Below are 18,035 nucleotides of genomic sequence, written 5' to 3'. Positions count from 1 at the left end.
ATTCCTGGAGAGCTGATTCTGAGAGCTTCAGTATGGCTCTGAGCCCGGAATTACCCCATGTTGCAAAAGTCTTTTTGCACCACCGATCAAAAATTTTCCGGGCTGTAGGCGCGGCGATCGAATATTGATGTGGGGGACTACTGCATCCTGCGACGAACTCACAGGCGACTTCGGCGGCACGTTTGAGGCTACATCGATCGGCGATCGCAGCTTGTTTCGTCCTTTCGCGGAAAATTAGTCGCTCGGCATTTCGGGACTTTTGCAACAAAATCTGCCAATAGGAGAACTGGGCGAGCCTATCGCTGGCCCAGTGCTTCATCGTGAGACCGTTGCCGGTCGCCACGAGAGGTCGTCAGACCAAAGGCAAATAGCGATGGCCGCCAAGCACAGGGCTATGCCAATCCAGAAGATCGGCGAATGATGGATCGGTTGTCGGTCGCTCAAAGCGGGCTTCATTCGATCACCTCGTCGTGACCGTAGCTAACGAAGACCCTTGTACATGCCATTTCGTTGCTCCAGAGCTTCCGCGTTCGCTACCTTATGTGAAATGACGGAATTCCCTCCAATCAAAGCACAATCCGCTGTGAAAAATCGAGATCTTTACGCGTGTAGGAAGAAGACCTTGAGCTTCTTCTCAGCCGCGCGGTTCTCAAGTATCCGCGCCCCCCAAAAGCCGTTCCCCGATTGAACGTGAGGGGATTGGATCGTATCCGGTGTGCAGTTGCTGCACGGCGAAAATCGCGCTTGGAGCCATCGTCGTCCCGCGGAAAAGCAAAATCGCACGCTCAAGACGTTCGCCGAGCAAAATTGGTCCAAAAAGATTTCCACTATGTGTGATCTCAATTACACAGCTTTCGAAGGTGAGTTTCTATCCTTAACTTGCGCCATCCGAACGTCTGCGGACTGAGAAATGCCCGGTTCGGTTGGCCTTCAACTTGTGCCAAGCAACTCAAAGAAAGGAGAAAGAGCCATGTTTTATCGAATCGTTATTTCTTCCTTCGCGGCCGTCGCTATCGGCATGTCGTGCATAGCTACCGATGCTTCAGCCCGTGGCGGGGGCGGCGGTGGCGGCGGCGGTGGTGGCGGTGGCGGCGGTGGTAGATCAGGGGGTACCGCACCGGGCGTCCGCTCAAGCATCACTGGTCCCACGGGCGGCGGTGGTTATTTTGCCGCATCGGGCGTCCGCTCGATACCACGCATCACCGGCGTGGGAGGTCCCACGGGCAGCGGTGCAGCAGGTGCCCCTGGCGTCATGCCACGCATCATCGGCGTGGGAAATCCCACGGCCGGCGGTGCAGCAGGCGCCAGTGGCGGCGGTGTAGCAGCGGGAGCGCTATACTATGCACCTGCGTCCTATGACAGCAACGCTGCATGTGGACGCTATCCCTATCCACCCTGCAATAAAGTACCCACCCGGTGAAGGTCACCGGGTAGGTTGATGGTGGCATGAGCTGGTTGATCAAGCAGCTTCAGCAGCAAGCCTTCGCGGAAATAGTCGCCGATCTGCTTGGCGGAATGATCGGGCTGCTCATTGAGACTGCCAAGCTCGTCGACCGGACCGTCCCCGGCTCCGACGAGCGGCATCAGGGTTGCCATGCAGGCGCCGAGCCTGCGTCGAACAGTCCTAACCTAACTGGCCCTTCGATTTCATTCGGATCGATGTTCCCGCCGACGCCGGCTAAGGGGCGTCCGTCCCATACCATCAAGGGGCAAGCGTCCGCGCGACGCGGAAGCCGAGATCATTGCCATGATCATCGGCGGAGTACCAGAAGCGCAGGGCCGAGCGGAGGCCCACTGGATAGCCCGCCCAGGAACCGCCGCGAACGACACGGTGGTTGCAATCGCCTTGTGCTATCCAGGCTGAGCCGTCCTTGGGTGCCCCTTCGTAGTTGGTGTGCAAACAATCTTCGACCCATTCCCAGACGTTGCCGTGCATGTCGTAGAGGCCGAACTGGTTGGGTGCAAACGAGCCAACCGGAGCAGTTCGCCGGCTGTCCCACTCGCTGCCGCAGCCGTTGCAGTCAGCATTGTTTTTGCCGATCTCGTCGCCCCAAGAAAAGGCCGTCGTTGTGCCGGCGCGAGCCGCATACTCCCATTCGGCTTCGGAGAGCAGTCGGTAGGGGCGACCGGTCATCGTGGAAATCCAGACCACATACTGCTGGACGTTATTCCAGCTAACATTGATGACGGGCTGCGTCCCCCGTCCCATATTGCTGTCAGGCACATGCGCGCAGGCGCCAATGGCGACGCAGGCATCCCACTGTTCGAACGTGACCTCGAACTTCGAAACTGCAAGCGGCCGGGCCATCGTGACTCTGTGCAGCGGGTCTTCATTGCCGTAATGGTCCCTTTCATTGGCTGCCGATCCCATCATGAATTCCCCCGCGGGCACCACGACCATCTCAGGGCAATCCTTGGCGCATTCCCTGAAAGAATCTCCCGACTTCAACGCCCGCTCGGCCGCCGCAGTGAGCACATACGGCCGAACTTGCCGGAGCATGTAGGGCCTCACCGTCGTGTACCAGGTCAACCGTTCCCTCAGGTACGACTGATTGATCCAGCCGATCAGTCCAGCGATGCTGCCGACCAACAGCACATAAACGAGTGCCTGCACGCGACGTGCCCTGCTCCGCTCCCTCCTCTCACGCCGGGAACTCTGATCGATGAAGTCCCGGTCGATCAGCGGCAAATCGTCCCTGCGCTTTGCTAGCCAACTTTGGGCCTGTGTCAGGGCCGCGCCCATGAGAAGCGCGTCTTCGCTCTTTGAACTGCCGAGCGTTGTCTGCCACGTGCGTCGCGCGGCTTCGAGCCCGGTTCTCCAGGCGAGAAATTCGCGCTCGGCAGCAATCCAGTTGCGTAGCTTATCCCAGCGCCGAAAGACCGCCTCATGCGCTACTTCGGCATAGGTCTCGCCCCCCTCGGGTGTTGCCGTAACGAGAAGCCGGTTGGGATGATCGGCGAGCTCACTGACCAGACGCCATTCCTCATTTGTAAACTCGGAGCGCGCGGCGCGCCGTCGCGTCGGCTCCTCGCCCTCGCGTACGGTAGCAAGCTTCAGGGTTAAAATGCGGCGAAGCTCGTCCTGGGATTTCGGATGGCTGGCAAGAAAGGCATCGGCGCGGTCCACCAGAATGCCACCAAGCTCGAAGGATTGAGCGGGAAGACGGAGCACCCCGTCACCACGCTTCGCCATCTGCGTCCACATGTCGTCGAGCGTATAAGACAGCAGCGGCAAGGCGCCCACGTCCTTGACCGAATCCTCAGCGGTGCGCCGGGTAATGACATCCGCAAGCCCATCGGTCTCGAACCGTGCCGAAAGCAGTTCGGCCGGCCGCCTCACGACCATGCGCAGCTCCGTCTCGCGCAGGGGCGGCACATCGATCTTTCGATGCACCTTGAAAAGTGATTCGTCTTTCTGCAACTCGCCGAGAAAATCCGCACGCATGCTCATCAGCATGTACAGACGCGGATCGGCGACGCCCTGCGCAATCACCTCCGAAAACCGGCGGCGCTGCCACTCCTCGGCGCGAACGTACAGTTCCTCGCCCTGGTCGACATAGAGGAAAAAGGCGGGAGGCTTGGTCCGATCCAGTTCCTTGTAGCGGCGCTCGGTGACGTCGAGCAGATCGCGCAGCATGGCGTTGCCGTCGCGCAACAGTTCGATCCAGCCATTCTGCTGTTTCACCCGCTCCGGATCGGTGGCGTCAAGTTGCCAAGTGTTGAGAAACGACTCGACCAGCGCCTTGAGCGGCTCAGTCCCTGGCTTGAGTGTGAGGAAGCACCAGCGGCGGCTTTCGCGAAAGGCATATGGCCACTCGGGCGCTGTATCCACACCCTCAGGCCATGCCTGGCGCTTGAGCGCCGCCAGTATGCCCGCTTGCGCCAGCGAGGACTTGCCGACGCCGGAATTGCCGAGCAGCACCGGGAGCCGGTCCATCGCCACGGCCGGTGCCGATAGCACATCCATGGTTTCCCGCTCGCGTCCGAAGAAGTAGTCGCTGTCTTTCTCCTCCATCGCGGCAAGGCCACGATAGGGCGACGTGTAGCGCCACAGATCGCCCGATCTTGTGCTGCTGCCGGATGCCGCATCGAACAGCCGAGCCACGTCCTTTTCGGATGACGGGTCAGGGGTGATAACCCAATGCAGGCGGCGCAGGAAGGGCAGACCAGGGGCGGTCTGGCCATGAAGCAGCACCAGGATGACGGGGAAATCGGGAGACTTCACCCGCTTGTCGAGTGCCTCGTCGTACTCAAGGACCTGCCAATCGCCGATACCCTTCTCGCCAACCAACAGGATGAAGGCGTCTGCTTGCGCGATCTCCTCGGCGAGCGCTTTCGACCAGAATCCTCCCGCGCGCAGACTCGACGGCGCGAAGAACACGCTGGAGTCCGTATCCATGCGCTCAAGCGCGGCCTTGAGCCGCTCGCCCAGCGCCCGATCGGGCGAATGGTAGCTCAGGAACCACCGTCGCATTCAAAGTGCCCGTTCGAACAGTTACCACCCGCGAAGGAGAAAGGATTCCTGCCAACATTATCTCAGTACCATAAAATCGGTTGAATATAGTAAAAGATACTCGTTTTACCTGTACAAGTAAATCCAAATACTGTTTGCTTGAAAGGGAGTTCTCGACGGTGAGCGAGGAAACTCAGGCATGACTCCTTGGGAGGAAATGGCCAGCCGACAAGGCGTCTGGTCGGGCACGGCAGACAACCTCAAGCACAACCTCGCCCGAGCGCGTTGGATTACGCTCTGCCTCTCGGTGCTGGGCGCGCTGCTTGCAGCGATCGCCAGTCAGATCACTTCAGAAGCGCCGCGCTTCCACATCGCCATCGGTGGTGCCTTGTTGCTCGCGGTGGTCAGCTTTCTGACCAGCCGCCTGATGGGCAGCGAGCACATATCGGCCTGGGTGCGGGCCCGCGCTGCCTCAGAGGCACTCAAGCGCGAAGCTTTCAAATTCGCGGCCCGGGCAGCCCCCTACGATGAAAGCGCGAATCGCGTCCAGCGGCTCAACGTGGAGCGCGAGAGGATTGAACGCGATGTCGATGATATCCTCGATCGGGTGGTCGCGTCCGGGCCGGGGAGGACACCGACGACAGACGTAACACCCGACGAGTACGTGCGGACACGCGTCCGCAATCAGGCGGAGCATTTCTACGAGCCCGAGGCGGAGGCCTATCGTCGCGCGGCAGCGCGTTTGCGCCGGGTCGAGTTTGGGCTGTCGCTCGCCGCAACGGTCGTAACAGCGATAGTCGCCGTGGCCGGCAGAGATCCAACCGGGCTGCACTTCGACTTCATCGCGCTGACGGCGGTCCTCACCACGGTGGCCGGCGCGATCCTTGCCCACATCGAAGCCTCCCGCTACGAGTTCTTGGTCACGAGTTACCGCGCAGTCGCTCGCTGAGCGCGAGGTGATCAAGAACCGATAGGTAGACGTGCCGACCGTCCCGGCTGATCGCCACCATCTGCGGACCGCCGCTCAGCGCTCCGTTCTTGGCACCAGGGTGCGTAGCCCTCGACACGATGCCGCCGATCCTGACCTTGCCGGTGAGCTTCGGCTTGAACGGATCAGAGACGTCGTATTGTTGCAGATCGCCCGTCCCCCAGCTGGCAACGTAGAGGAATTTGTCGCCCATCGACAGATCGATGTCGGTGGCAAGCGGCGGCACTGCCTTGAAGCCCTTGAGCAGCGGCGGCAGCTCGTCCTCGGTTGCCGGCTCGGCGGGGATCTCGATCACTTTCTTGACCGCCCACTTGTCGCCGTCCTTGTACCAAGTCCAGACCGAGGACGAGAGGTTCTCCAGACTGATCACGCAGTTGACGAAGCCGTAGGCTTTGGTGGGATCGTGCGCAGGTCTCAGCTCGAACACGAGCTGAGACTTGTTGCCGAAGTCGATCGTCTGCAGGTGCTTCCTCTTGTGCAGGTTCCAGAAATGCAGCCGCCGGCCGTATTTGGCGCCAAGTAGCACTTCGGGGATGAGCCCGTTCTCCAACGTGTCGGGTGTTCCCCATTCGCTGGTGACCAGGGTGTCGTGGCCCAAGTGCCACCAGGCATCGTAAGCGAAATGCTGAGGTCCGCGGTCCATCTCCCACTGGCCGCGCACGTCGAAGGTCTCGTGGTCCATCAGGAACACGCCGCCCGGCCCCTTGCCCTCCCGATTGCCGAGCGCGGCGATATAGATGCCCTCCGGCCCACAGTGCACCGTGTGCGGGCGGGTGTAAACATTTGAACAAACTGGAGCGATTATCCGCTGCGGCGAAATCGTTCGCAAACTTCGACGCTTCACAAGCCGAACGCGACGATCGCCGCGCCGCCTGGGCCTATCGCTTGACCTTGCAGTTTCGGAAGGCACTGCAAACATTTGTCATGCTGGGCAGAGCTCGGCATACGCCAGGATCACGGCACGTTAGTAGCTCGTGGGCAAGGGTTGCAGGAATGCCTCTTCGCGCTCGCTTTTCGAAAGCTCCTTCCGGCCCATGGGAAGTTTTCCGCGCACATAACCGATCAGCTCCCGGACGTCGCTTGGAGGAAGAGCGACGAGCCGAACGGCTTCGTCCGCTGCGATCGCCAAGGTCTGACCGTCCGGCGAGAAGATAACAGTGTTGACTGATCCTTGATGCTCGATCATGGCGCATTGCTGGCCGGTCCTGACATCCCAGATCCGCGCAATCATGTCGTCGGACGCGGTCGCCAACATGCGCCCGTTAGGTGAGAAGGTAACAGCACTTATGAGTGCCTGATGCTTGAGCACAGCATATTCTCGGCCGGTCGCGATTTCCCATATCCGAGCAGTCTTATCATCTGATGCGGCCGCCAACGTAAGACCATCAGGGGAGAATGCAATCGCACCGATTTTATCGTTGTGTGAGAGCGCGGCCCCTTCCCGGCCCGTTACCACATCCCAGAGCCGTAGCGTATCGTCGAGTGACGTGGTCGCCAACGTGCGCCCGTCCGGCGAGAAGGCAGCCGCCTTGACCACGCCCGGATGCGCCAGTTCCCGTGCTCTGGTAGTCGCGACATCCCAAATCTGAGTTCTCGCATCGTCCGATGCAGTCACCAGTGTGCGGCCGTCCGGCGAGAAAACAGCTGCTGTAACCGGGCGCCGATGCGTGAGCGCGGCGCTTTCTTGACCGGTCACCACATCCCAAATTCGTGTCATGTTGTCGAGCGATGTGGTCGCTAACGCGTGGCCGTCCGGCGAGACAACGACGGACTTTATCAAGTTCTCGTGCCTCAGGACCGGCCCTTGCCGGTCGGCCTCCATGTCCCAGACCTGGACCGATCTGTCGAATAAGGCAGTCAACATGCGGCCGTCGGTTGATAAGGCGATAGCACTGACCAAGGTCTCGTGTTTGATCGGGACGCGTGCACGGCCAGTTGCGACATCCCAGACCTGGACGGCCCTCTCGCCCGATATAGTCGTCAACGTGCGGCCGTCCGGTGAGAAGGCCGCAGTATTGACTGAGCCATGGTGCGGGAGCAGGCGCTCGCCGGTCATGACGTCCGAGATCCGGGCTGTCTTGTCGAACCCTGCGGTTATCAACGTGCGACCGTCAGAGGACAGCGCAGCGCCTCTGATCCGGTCTGGTTGCCTGAACGCGACGTATTCGTGGCCAGTTGCGACATTCCAGACTCGCGTCGTATTGTCGAGTGTCACCGTTACCAGCGTGCCGCCATCAAGCGAGAAGGCAACGGCCCTGATCTCGCCCTTCGCGCCCTCGTGGTGGAATATGTGGACTACTTCGCCGGATGTGTCATCCCAAATCCGAGCTCTCTTGTCGTCCGATGCCGTCGCCAATTTGCGCCCGTCCGGTGAATAAGCAACTGCCCTGACCGAATCCTGGTGCCTGAGAAGGGTGAGTTGGTGAGCCGTCGCCACATCCCAGGTGCGGACAGTTCTGTCGTCCGATGCCGTCGCCAGCACCTTCCCATCGGGGGAAAATGCAACTGCCCTGACCGTGTCGAGATGCCCCCTGAGCACACGAACTTCGCCGGATGTCACATCCCAGATCCGGGCCGCCCTGTCGTCTGATGCTGTCGCCAATGCGAGGCCGTCCGGCGAAAAGCCAACGGCCCTTACCACGCCTTCATGGTTGAACGCGCGCTCCTGCCCGCTTGTCGCATCCCAGATCCGGGCTGTCCTGTCGAAAGAGGCGGTTGCTACAAAGCGACCGTCGGGTGAGAGGGCGATAGCACTCACCAAGTCGTGGTGCTTGAGCACCACGCGCTCTTGGCTGCTTGTCGCATCCCAGATTCGGACCGACTTGTCATCCGATGCGGTCGCCACGATGCGACCGTCGGGCGAGACAGCGACTCCGCCGACCAAGTCCTGGTGCTTGAGCACCGCGCGTTCGCGGATACTTAAACTGGCCTGCATAAGGGCCGCAAAGGCTTCGGGAACCACTGGACGGCTGTCGCTTTGATCGCGCGGCAAAGCTTCTAACGCCAATAGGATGCCGGCCGCCGCATCGCCCGATCCAGTCTTCCGCTGAGACAACTGCGCCAGCAGGTGCGATTGCGCGGTCTGGGCCTCTCTAAGGCGTTGTGCGGTTTCTTCCTGTGCCAGACTCAACTGTTCGAGCGATCGTGCCTGCTGATCGAGGGATCGCGACTGCGTAACTGCGAGCGCCGCAACGACGATGAGGAGCATGAACCCAAACAGGCCGCTTATCGCGTAGGTCCTTTTCGTAGCCTTGCTGCGCGCCGCTTGCGCTTGGGCGAGCGTCTCCGCCGTGTCCGCTCGTACAGCCTCCTCTTCGGCGAGCCGCCTGGCGAGGACAAGTTCCTTGTGCTGCTGTTGGTCGCGGGTCCGCCGCTCCTCCTCCTGACGCGCCTCATCCTTTGCGATCGACGCCTGGACGAAGTCTCTCAGGTCGCCAATCTCCGCATCCTCACGCTCAAGCAACTCACGGGCTTCCTCCAATGGCCGCCCAGGCGGAAGGAGTCGTTCGTCCTTATTGCCACTCTCCTCGTACCACGCCCGCATCGATACCTTCACTCGCTCAATTGTGCGCAGGAACTCGCGATCTGCATTCACCCACTCCTTGAGTGTGTCCCATTCCCTGATGAGCGCCTCATGTCCAACCTCGACCATTTCGCGTCCGCTCGCCGGGTCACGCCCTGTCGTCAGCAATCGCGCACCAGCAAAGCGATCGATGACCTCGCGCACCTTCTCGTCGCACTGAGGGATCGCCGTCCGGGCGCGCGTATCTTCCTGCCCCTCACCGGGCGTGACCAGCCGAATGAGAAAGCGTCGAGCGGCAGCCTGCTGCTCAGGGCTGAGCTTCTTCAGCTCCCCCTCTGCTCGCGTCGCGATCGCTCGTTTGACACCACCGGTACTGACGTATGAGCTAAAGGTCAGGCGTCGATCCGGATTATGCCGGTCCCAGAGCTCCTTGAGGAGAAACTCTAAGAGCGGTAGGTTTCCCGGCTCGTTGCCAATATCACTGAGAATTTCGTCGACGAGTCCCGCCTCGAAGGAGAGCGAAACTTTCTCAGCCGGTTCGACGATTGCCCGCCTGAGCTCGTTGCGAGCCATCGGGCTAATGTTGACGATCGCGTCTTGCAGTTGGTCACCGAGCGCTCGGTCCTGTAGTGCCCGTCCATAAAAGTCGCCGCGGATCGTGAGAACCAACGAGAGTCGTGGTTCGCTACGCACGCTTTCAAGTAGTATGCGCACGAAGGTATCGCATTCGGAGCTGATCCCTCCATTTTTTGTCTGTGCGTCAAGCAGCTTGTCCTTTGCGTTTTGACTGCCTTTGATCGGAAGATCCCGTGCCTGGGTGTAGAGCTCTTCCCACTGGTCAACAACCAATAGTAGCCGGTCGGTGCCCGGCTGGCGCTCCAGCGTGGTATCAATCACGTCGGCCAGCGTGATTTCTCCCGAGGCCAGTTGGTCAGCCCGTTTCTTCAACACTGCAATCCGGTCGAATTCCTCGAGATTCGTATCCGGTGGCAGGAAAATGGCGGCGAGTTGGCGCAGTGGGTGGGGCCCCGGGCGCATGACCCCAATCTCCCAAACCCGGCCATCGGCGCGCAGACGCAGCGAAGGCACGAGTCCGGCTAATACAACTGAGCTTTTTCCCGAGCCCGATGCCCCCACGACGCCGACAACGGGTCGTTGGCCGATCTTTTCGAGCAATGTGTGGACGAATGCCTCGCGGCCAACAAAAAAGTGTTCATCCTCTTCGCGGAAGGGCTCCAGCCCCCGGTAAGGGCAGACGGAGGCGCGCGCGTCTGGCAGACCAACATCATCAGGTGACGAAGCCTGGCCCCTGATTGCTCTCTCTAGGACGTTCAGGGCGAGCCAATCCTCCACTCCGGCCTTGAGATCGATCCAGGTGCTCAGCCTCAGGAAACCTAGCGGCGGATCCTTTGCCCCAGGCAGCAGAAGGGGAATGACCGGGAAATGATCCTCCTGCACTTGGCGATCGAGCGCGACGTACTGCTCGCGTTGTTGCCACGGTCCAAGCCCTTCCGGCCCCAGGCAGATGGCAACAGCCCGGCACGCACGCAGATGCTTCTCCAGGAGCGTTGGCCACGCATGGCCGGGCGTGAGGTAGTCACGATCGAAAAAAACCTTGAGACCACGCGAACGGAGCAGTTGCACGAGTCGCTGTGCATTGGGTGCATCAGCGCGGCTATAGCTCAGGAAGACATCGAAGGCCTCATCTTGGGCCACGGTGATCCGTTCCCTTGTTTACGATCTCGAAAGGCTGCTTTGAAACCGGTTTCCCGGGAATCCGAAGTTATCAACTCGCGAAAAGCAAAGATTGGTCTCGTTATCGCCGTTTGTGGCCACAATAAACCGGCTAAGCAGCGTACCTCGCTCGCCCAGACCTTTTGCGCATTCGCGCGAGCTGACGATATTCGCCTGACTAATCTTTCGTCTGATCTGGCCGAGATGTCGAAGGCGATACTGTCCGACTGATCCCGACTGTCGAATGTTCTCCTCCACGAGCTAGAGGTGTTGAGCCTGCCCCCTCCGGACCTTGCTTTTCGCTTGGCTCAGTGACCAACGCCAGGGCGTCCACAACACCGATCCCGCAATTGCCGTCGCCGCCGGTTTCAGTGCTGAGGCGCCGGGCGCGGTTGAGCAAAATGGTACGCACGGCCGTTGGGCTCAGATCGGGGCGCGACTGCAACATGAGCGCGATAGCGCCGCTCACATGCGCGGCGGCCATCGATGTGCCAGACCCGAACTCGTACGTGCCAGAAGGACCCGCCACCATCACGTCAACTCCTGGAGCTGCGAGGCACACGTGAGGGCCCCGGTTGGCAGCTGGATAAAGGTTGTCTGTTGCATCGCTGGCAGTCACGGCGATCACGCTATCGTCTGCCGCTGCGGCATTCGGACCTTCATTGCCGGCGGCCGCGACGAAGACGATACCCTTTTCCTTGCCCGCATGAAGCTCCCGTGAGAGGAGCGGATCACGCGGTCCAGTAAAGCTCATGTTGACCACGCGCGCGCCTCGTTGATGGGCCCACTCGATACCCCGCACGATGTGGTCTGTCGTCCCGTCAGCTCCAATCCTGCCGCCCTCACTGGCGAAGGCGCGGATGGCGAGCAGCTTCGCCCTGGGAGCGACACCCATGAGCCTGGCATGCGATCCAATGATACCGGCGACTGCCGTCCCGTGCTTGTGTGGCCTCGCTGCCCCTTCGATTGCATCAAAGGCATCTGCAATTGAACCTGCCAGTTCAGGATTGGTACTGTCGATCCCGGAATCGATAACAGCCACGGAGATGCCAAGCCCTGTGGAGACGCGGTGCGCCTCTGGCAGACGCATCTGCAACACAGCATACTGCGTGCCCGACAAGGAATTGGGTGCCGGGCTTTCCGCAAGCCTGTAGACGAAATTCGGCTGCGTCGCGCCGATCCGCACGTCTTGTTCCAACGCCTGGACAACAACTGGCACTGGCCGGCCATCGGTGACGCGATACCGATACACTGTGCTCCCGGCCAATTCGAGGCGTTGCGAGGAGATGCGTGTAAGCCGATTTTGACGGGCAATGTCATCGACCGCCGACGCGGGGACTGAATTCCGGACTTCGAACATGATTTCATCCGGGACGAATCTGTTTTCGTCGCCCGGCGCAGCAACCGGTAAGCTGGGTGGACGCTGAGCAAGCGCTGTGGGCGGCTTCGGTGGCGTCACTGGGGGCGCAGCCCGGCCGACCTTGGTCTTTGGGGGCTCAGTGACGGCCGCTGGACGCACCAGCTTCTTTTTCTCAGGTTCACTCTTCTTGGTCGTCCGTGTCCTGATTGGGTAAGGGTCAGGTCTAGGCTGCTCTTGGGCGGTCAGCGGCGGCTGAGCTCGGGGGGTGGCAATAACACCGATGATCCCTCCGACCAAGCCGCCGAGCGGGGCAGCGCCGAAGCCACCCCCGCTCTCACCACGGCGGTAGATACGGCCGCCGCCATAAGGGTTGGTGGGTTGGTGGGGTGGGTACATACCGTCGCCGCCCCCGCGCCCCACTGGGACACGGCCGCCATCGGATTCACAATTCGGGCACTCCGCCCATGCGCTATCTGACAGAACGGCAATTGAGGCGAGTGTAGCGAGTGCTATGAGTGAGCTCTTCATGGTTGGCCTCCCTCAGTTAGATTAGGGCCTGTGCTCAAAATCTCACGACAGTATACACTAACTGGCTCCCCTTGGACGTGAAGTAGTTCACACCTTTCGGCCCGACTTTGGTGCGCAATTCAGAGGTCAGCCGGTTCCGTCCCTTTGCGCTGGAATTCAGGTAACGCGCTGGGATACAGCCCCGTTTCCAGCCAGGGACTGGACGAGCCTCTACCTGTGCCTGTCGTAAATCAAATCCGGACATATTGGTGGTGTAGCCCGCCGAGAATTGGGCGGCAAAGAATGTGCCCGGCTAGTTCGAAGGCGCGGGAGATCGGCGCATCTTTCTCCAAAGATAAATGCGTCCGTATCTCGTTGTGATAACTCATGTACGACAGCAGGATGTGACGGAGATGTCGCTCGCCGAACACAACAACGTGGTCAAGGCATTCCCGTCGGATCGAACCGATCAGCCTTTCGGCATATCCATTTTGCCAAGGGGAGCGCGGCGACGTGGGTCGATCGCGGATGCCTATCGATCTGCGGATAAAGACCTCACCATAGGCCCCGTCCCGGTCACGAATGAGATAGCGGGGAGCCTGTTCCCACCCGCATGCTTCCGTGACCTGATTTGCGATCCATTCTGCGGTTGGATGCGCTGTGACGCCAAACCACAGAATATGTCGCCGGCCGTGCCCCATGATCAGCAATCCATAGAGCAGGCGAAACGAGATTGTCGGCACGACGAACATATCCATCGCAGCGATCCCATCCGCGTGATTGCGGAGGAATGTCCTCCAGCCTTGGGACGCGGGTCTCGTCGCCTGACCATGTACTTGGCTACGCTGGTCTGTCCGATATCAACGCCGAGCTTGAGCAACTCTCCATGGATCCGAGGCGCTCCCCACAGAGGATTGGCAATGCTCATCTCGCGGATAAGCCTGCGTATCTCCAACGGAATTGTTGGCCTGCCACCCCGCGCTTTCGATTTCCAGCGCCAATATAATCGGAAGCCAGCGCGATGCCATTTGACTACGGTCTCCGGCTTGACAATCGCCAGCGCATCGCGAATGCCAGGGAGAAGCCGGTAGAGGCAAACAAAAATCAATCGGTCGATGGAGCTGAAGGTTTGTTTCTTAGGAGCGGTTCGCCGCAGAACGTTTATCTGCTGCCGCAAGGTCAGAATTTCCACCTCGAGCGCTGCTCGCGACCGAAACAGATCTACGACCATCCAAACAATGAGCCTGACATGATCTTTCATCCTGCAACAGCATCGCCCGATTCTCGATCAACTGCTAGTCAGATTGAGTTTGCGACAGGGACAACGCCTCAAAACAATCAACTGATGTCGAAGCACCGCGTTCTCAGCCTCAAGCCGTAATTTGACTTGGATGGGGAGGCCAGCACCGACAGAACGAAATAGAACAGCCCGATCATTCCGTCAGCTTAGGTGATTCCATTGCTCCATCAAGACGGATAGGGTTTTCGATACACACAGGATCACGCCTGCAAAGTTTTCCTGTCCGAAACACCGACGCCAAGGCTTGTTCGTCGAGGAACGACGCAACTACGTCCGTTGTCCGTGCCGGCTTGACGTCGAGCCCTACAGGTTCGTTGCCTGCTTCAGACAGCGCTTAGACAACACGTTTGCCAAGTTGTTCTGTTCTACGCCGCGAGCACGCCTGCTTTTACCCCATAGGATACGGCCAAGATTCATTCGAGATGATCGCGGCGAAAAATAGCTGCGGCTGTTGAATAAAAATCACGCTTCTTGTCCGCACTCCATTCCTTCCAAGGAGTGCTCTTATAATCATATATCTCCTGATCGACTTCACTCATACGCGCCATTATGTCGTCGAAAAACGTGCGCATCTCATCAGGGCTTAATTGTTTACCTTCACTGTAGCCCACCACTAGACCAGAGTTCTGGAGATTTTGGGCTTTTTTCTCGAACTCACGATAGAAGGGGAGGATGGGCGGCGCTTGAAGCCAGAAATTGTCGTATGCGTAATTTGGTTTCGCGCCGTTTGCGCCAAGCACCACGCCATAGCTTATTCCGCGCGCTAGATGGTCTTTCGCAATGGCGGACATTGCATCCGCATGAGCTCCGCCGATCGTCAGCCAAACTCCAACGTACTGCGCCAAAACCCCGACCGTACCAACTGCGATGCCTGCCGCCGACCAAGCACCGGATCTTGAAGCGAGGTAGACCGCTTCCGTAACGAGTTCGCCGATAGAGGTGGCCATGCCAACGCCATCAGCAACATAATTGAGCTTCCTAAGGCCGGAGCCGCCCGTTTCGACATCGGCTTGTTCGATCATCTCTTTTAACATGGAGCCCACTCCTTTGCATTTCCGCGAGGTACAAGCATTTTACTGAGTAGGTCGAAGAATTTCCAAATCTCGCCAACAGCGTGATGTTTTGGCCTGGACGCTGAAGCCACCAGCGATGCATTTCCGATATCGCACAGGAGGGCCTGCGATATTTGTATTCATCTAAACTCGAGCGGCTCTCATTCGTCATCCCCCGCATCACGTAATCGGCCACATCAACGCGGGGTCCGGATTCGGGCTCGTTCCAAAACCCTTCCAAAGGAAGGCGAGTGTGCACACATCGTCGCCGCCAATGGCTTGTTCCGTTACAGTAGGAAGTTGGGCTGCAACGATTGTTGGCACAACCTTCTGTATCATCAGCTGTTGAAGAGCTTGGTCGCGCTGACGGATGGTGTTCAGCGCATCGAAATTGCGCTCGATGCGCATGGGAACAGCCTTTCGCTCGGCGACCGCAAGGTGAATTTCCATCGGATTGACGGTTGGGAACTCGTGCACTCGCGCCATTGCGATTATGGGCATCGCGCTTGGCTGTTCTGCTGGAGCCGGCTGAGCAATTGGCCCTCCAACATTGAAAATACCGGCCGCCTTCAAAAAATGCCAGTGCTTGAACGTTTTGGGGGGCGGTGATGGATGAGGTGGAGGAGCTCGCTTTCTTACCTGAATGTTTCGCACCAAGATCACCGCAGTCACATATCCTGGAAGCTTTCCCTTCGGAGGATCGCCACCATCTGAAAACATCGGAGAATCACCCGGCGTCTTCCAGATCCTCGATTCAAAAGCTCCTCTTGGAAACCAGGCTCGCTCAACGTTGAGGCGCGCAAATTCAAAGCTCACTGAGACGTACCCTGGATCCGCCGAATAAAGGCGCTGCTTCAAGTCCTGAGGGGCATTGCCGACAAGTTGCTCATACTGACTGCCGTCCACTGTTGCATTGGCCCAGTCCGATTGTGCAGTGATTCCGGGAGGTGAGAAGCTTGTCGGGGCAAACTTTATCAGGCTTAGATCGCTGGCAGTGTCTATTTCGCTGGCGAACTGCGACATCCAGCGAGTCCATTGGGCAGCGGGCTTGGATTCCGCGGCGTCAACGAGGACCCGCTTCGCACTTTCGATCTCGCTCTTGTGGCCCTCTTCTTCCCAGCGGAACAGCGCTTCTGCGATTTCGGCCCGATATGATGGCTCCGCGGTTTCGGTCCAAAAGTCACGCACAGCTTGTTCGGTGGACTGTAAAGCCTCAAGCTGCCTTTGTCGGTATATTTGCACAGCCTCTTTATGGATGTCCTGAAGCGCAAGATAGGCCTTGTGAACGACGGTGAACGACCGGATTTCGGCCGACGGATCTTCGTAGAGCAGCTTCTCGGCCGCCTTAATTTGATCAGCGGCGGGCCCACTCGCACTGCCGTCAGCGATGACAACTTGTTGCATCTTGAGTTCGGCCAAGCCGTCCCACAGGTAGGTCAACTCGTTGGGGAGTAGCACTCCAGCGGTCGGTATGAAATTGACCGATCGTATCCACGCGCTTTCGAACGCGAGCTCCTCCGCCGTGGAACTTCCCTTCCCGACGGTTTCAAGCTTGTCGCGTCCCAAGACCGTCGGCGTTTGTGCACAAGCGAGGTAGGTCCCCGGCTCCGCAAATATGCCGCGAAGCTTCTCAAGAACCGTCAGTAGAACCGTTGCGTCCAATTGCGGTATCTCCTCGCATCACTTTGGCGAAAACCTAGACGAGATTTTCCGGTTTAAGGTCCGGGTGCAGGTTCGGAGACTTGGGAATGAGCTGGACGATGTGAGCGATCGCTTGGATCCCAGGCACCTCGAGTGTCTCACCTTGCTCCTTGGAATCGAAATCCCGGCCACTTTCGGAGCGTGCGTACTTGCCCTTAACCGAGAAAGGTCCGTAACCGACACTTCCTCCGGCCTCGAGCGATTTGGCATACGTCGACAGGATTTGAACCAACTCCCCCGATTTGATCCTGATGTTGCGCGCAAAAATGATCATCGTCGGATAGCCGATCAACAGGCCGTTCGGCGGCCTCGCCCCGTCCGACGGCAACTCGCTGAAGGTCCAACCGTGCCCGGCTTGCAGATCCCAGCCCCGGTTCTGGAAGAACTCAGGATAGAACCAAGGCCGGATTATCGCGACCTGCGCTAGCTCGAAAGATATCTCAAACGAGGACAGCGACTTATTCTCGTCGTGCGTTGAGTCGGTTTTCTTGGCATCGGCCGATGCCCTCCACAGTCCCATGTTGAAACCACCTCCGGCCTCCCAGGAGGTTGATTTGTCGCGCAATGACTCCGTCAAATGCGATGAGGTCAACCCGTATTTCGTCCAGCCAGAAGACGCGACAAAGTTCGACGGTGCTACGGTCGCGGGATAGAAGGTCGAACCGGGCAGCAAACCACTGATTTCGGAGTCAGCAAGGTTTTTCTTTAAACGGTCAACCCAGAGCCGCATGCTGCGGCCGGTGACCGCGTCAATCGCAGCCCGAAGCTGCTCGACTTCATTTTTGTATCCATTTGCGATCCACGTCTGCAACGCGGCATGCGCAGCATCACGGTACATGGTTCCGTTGTATTTCCAGTCTACAACGGCCTGCTTTCCTTCAACTCCAGTCGCGACTTCGGCCATGATGCGTTTGCTGTTGTAGTTCGTCCGCGCCGCCATGGACGCAGCCATGTATTTGTTGTATTCTTTGACAGTGGGGCTGTCCTCGGTGATCTGCTTCTCCTCGTCTGTAACCAGATCTTTCACTGTTTTCGTTGTCTGCAGCTTCGAGCGCCAGTTTTCCAGCTTCGCCTGCTGTTCTGGCGTCAGTTCCTCATCGGCCACGCGGGCGAGTTTCAGGATCTCACCGTACATGTGGGACATGCGGTTTTGCGCGGAGCGATAGATGGTCTGCTGTTGATCGAGATTGAGCAGTCCGGATGCATCCGGAGCAAAGTCTACGAGTGTTGAGAAGAGGTAAGACTGGTCGAGCAGCCGCTTTTCCTCTTCTGCTGTGGCTCCCGATCCGAGGCCCTTTGAAGCGAAGTCGAAGTCGGTTGCCTCGAACGGAACGCCAGGCGAGAACCAAGTCACAAACGAGTTGGACGACGGTTTCAGCTCATCGTCGCCACCAATGAGGATTTCCACTAACTGGGC

At 59.0% G+C, this 18,035-nt stretch carries 11 protein-coding genes and 2 pseudogenes; 3 read left to right on the top strand and 10 right to left on the bottom strand.

Annotation, left to right across the window (positions count from 1 at the left end):
- A partial coding sequence (locus N554_RS41550) for a hypothetical protein (protein WP_210165385.1) occupies window positions 1–343 on the bottom strand: 343 nt, incomplete at its 3' end.
- Between the two features lie 694 nt (window positions 344–1,037).
- On the opposite strand from N554_RS41550, the gene N554_RS41245 reads away from it, so the two are divergent.
- On the top strand, window positions 1,038–1,322 hold the full coding sequence (locus N554_RS41245; protein ID WP_197033784.1) for a hypothetical protein: 285 nt from the start codon (window positions 1,038–1,040) through the stop codon (window positions 1,320–1,322).
- A 64-nt stretch (window positions 1,323–1,386) separates the two neighbouring features.
- Here N554_RS41245 and N554_RS0128300 read toward each other — a convergent pair whose 3' ends face one another.
- The gene (locus N554_RS0128300) at window positions 1,387–1,596 is read right to left on the bottom strand and encodes a hypothetical protein (RefSeq protein ID WP_036054364.1); all 210 of its coding nucleotides are present in this window, start codon (window positions 1,594–1,596) and stop codon (window positions 1,387–1,389) included.
- Between the two features lie 106 nt (window positions 1,597–1,702).
- Window positions 1,703–4,474: an nSTAND1 domain-containing NTPase gene (locus N554_RS38955; protein ID WP_081851452.1), complete on the bottom strand. Its 2,772-nt coding sequence runs from the start codon at window positions 4,472–4,474 to the stop codon at window positions 1,703–1,705.
- 178 nt (window positions 4,475–4,652) lie between these two features.
- Between N554_RS38955 and N554_RS0128290 the strand changes: the two genes are divergently transcribed.
- Window positions 4,653–5,402: a DUF4231 domain-containing protein gene (locus N554_RS0128290; RefSeq protein ID WP_081851451.1), complete on the top strand. Its 750-nt coding sequence runs from the start codon at window positions 4,653–4,655 to the stop codon at window positions 5,400–5,402.
- A 19-nt stretch (window positions 5,403–5,421) separates the two neighbouring features.
- On the opposite strand, the pseudogene N554_RS0128285 reads toward N554_RS0128290, so the two are convergent.
- The 4 genes and pseudogenes from N554_RS0128285 to N554_RS41240 all read right to left on the bottom strand — a co-directional run.
- Window positions 5,422–6,360: pseudogene (locus N554_RS0128285) on the bottom strand (selenium-binding protein SBP56-related protein); the annotation flags it as partial.
- Window positions 6,361–6,405: 45 nt separating this feature from the next.
- The gene (locus N554_RS0128280) at window positions 6,406–10,680 is read right to left on the bottom strand and encodes a toll/interleukin-1 receptor domain-containing protein (protein ID WP_029586550.1); all 4,275 of its coding nucleotides are present in this window, start codon (window positions 10,678–10,680) and stop codon (window positions 6,406–6,408) included.
- A 196-nt stretch (window positions 10,681–10,876) separates the two neighbouring features.
- Window positions 10,877–12,058 (bottom strand): S8 family peptidase, encoded by a 1,182-nt coding sequence (locus tag N554_RS37605; protein ID WP_197033783.1) that lies wholly within the window; start codon window positions 12,056–12,058, stop codon window positions 10,877–10,879.
- 758 nt (window positions 12,059–12,816) lie between these two features.
- Complete coding sequence (locus tag N554_RS41240) at window positions 12,817–13,323, bottom strand: integrase core domain-containing protein (RefSeq protein WP_029586548.1); 507 nt, start codon at window positions 13,321–13,323, stop codon at window positions 12,817–12,819.
- 263 nt (window positions 13,324–13,586) lie between these two features.
- On the opposite strand from N554_RS41240, the gene N554_RS41235 reads away from it, so the two are divergent.
- Window positions 13,587–13,946 (top strand): hypothetical protein, encoded by a 360-nt coding sequence (locus N554_RS41235; protein WP_029586547.1) that lies wholly within the window; start codon window positions 13,587–13,589, stop codon window positions 13,944–13,946.
- Between the two features lie 332 nt (window positions 13,947–14,278).
- Here N554_RS41235 and N554_RS0128260 read toward each other — a convergent pair whose 3' ends face one another.
- The 3 genes and pseudogenes from N554_RS0128260 to N554_RS41230 form a co-directional block, all read right to left on the bottom strand.
- Window positions 14,279–14,899 carry a hypothetical protein gene (locus tag N554_RS0128260; protein WP_029586546.1) on the bottom strand — a complete coding sequence of 207 codons (621 nt, stop codon included), beginning with the start codon at window positions 14,897–14,899 and terminating at the stop codon, window positions 14,279–14,281.
- Between the two features lie 198 nt (window positions 14,900–15,097).
- Window positions 15,098–16,579 carry a hypothetical protein gene (locus tag N554_RS0128255; protein ID WP_029586545.1) on the bottom strand — a complete coding sequence of 494 codons (1,482 nt, stop codon included), beginning with the start codon at window positions 16,577–16,579 and terminating at the stop codon, window positions 15,098–15,100.
- 34 nt (window positions 16,580–16,613) lie between these two features.
- Window positions 16,614–18,035 (bottom strand): annotated as a pseudogene (locus tag N554_RS41230) (hypothetical protein); the annotation flags it as partial.

The organism is Bradyrhizobium sp. URHD0069, assembly GCF_000701345.1.
Taxonomy (GTDB): domain Bacteria; phylum Pseudomonadota; class Alphaproteobacteria; order Rhizobiales; family Xanthobacteraceae; genus Bradyrhizobium.
The sequence above is the reverse complement of the archived record's forward strand: the minus strand, read 5'-3'. Positions and strand labels throughout refer to the sequence as shown.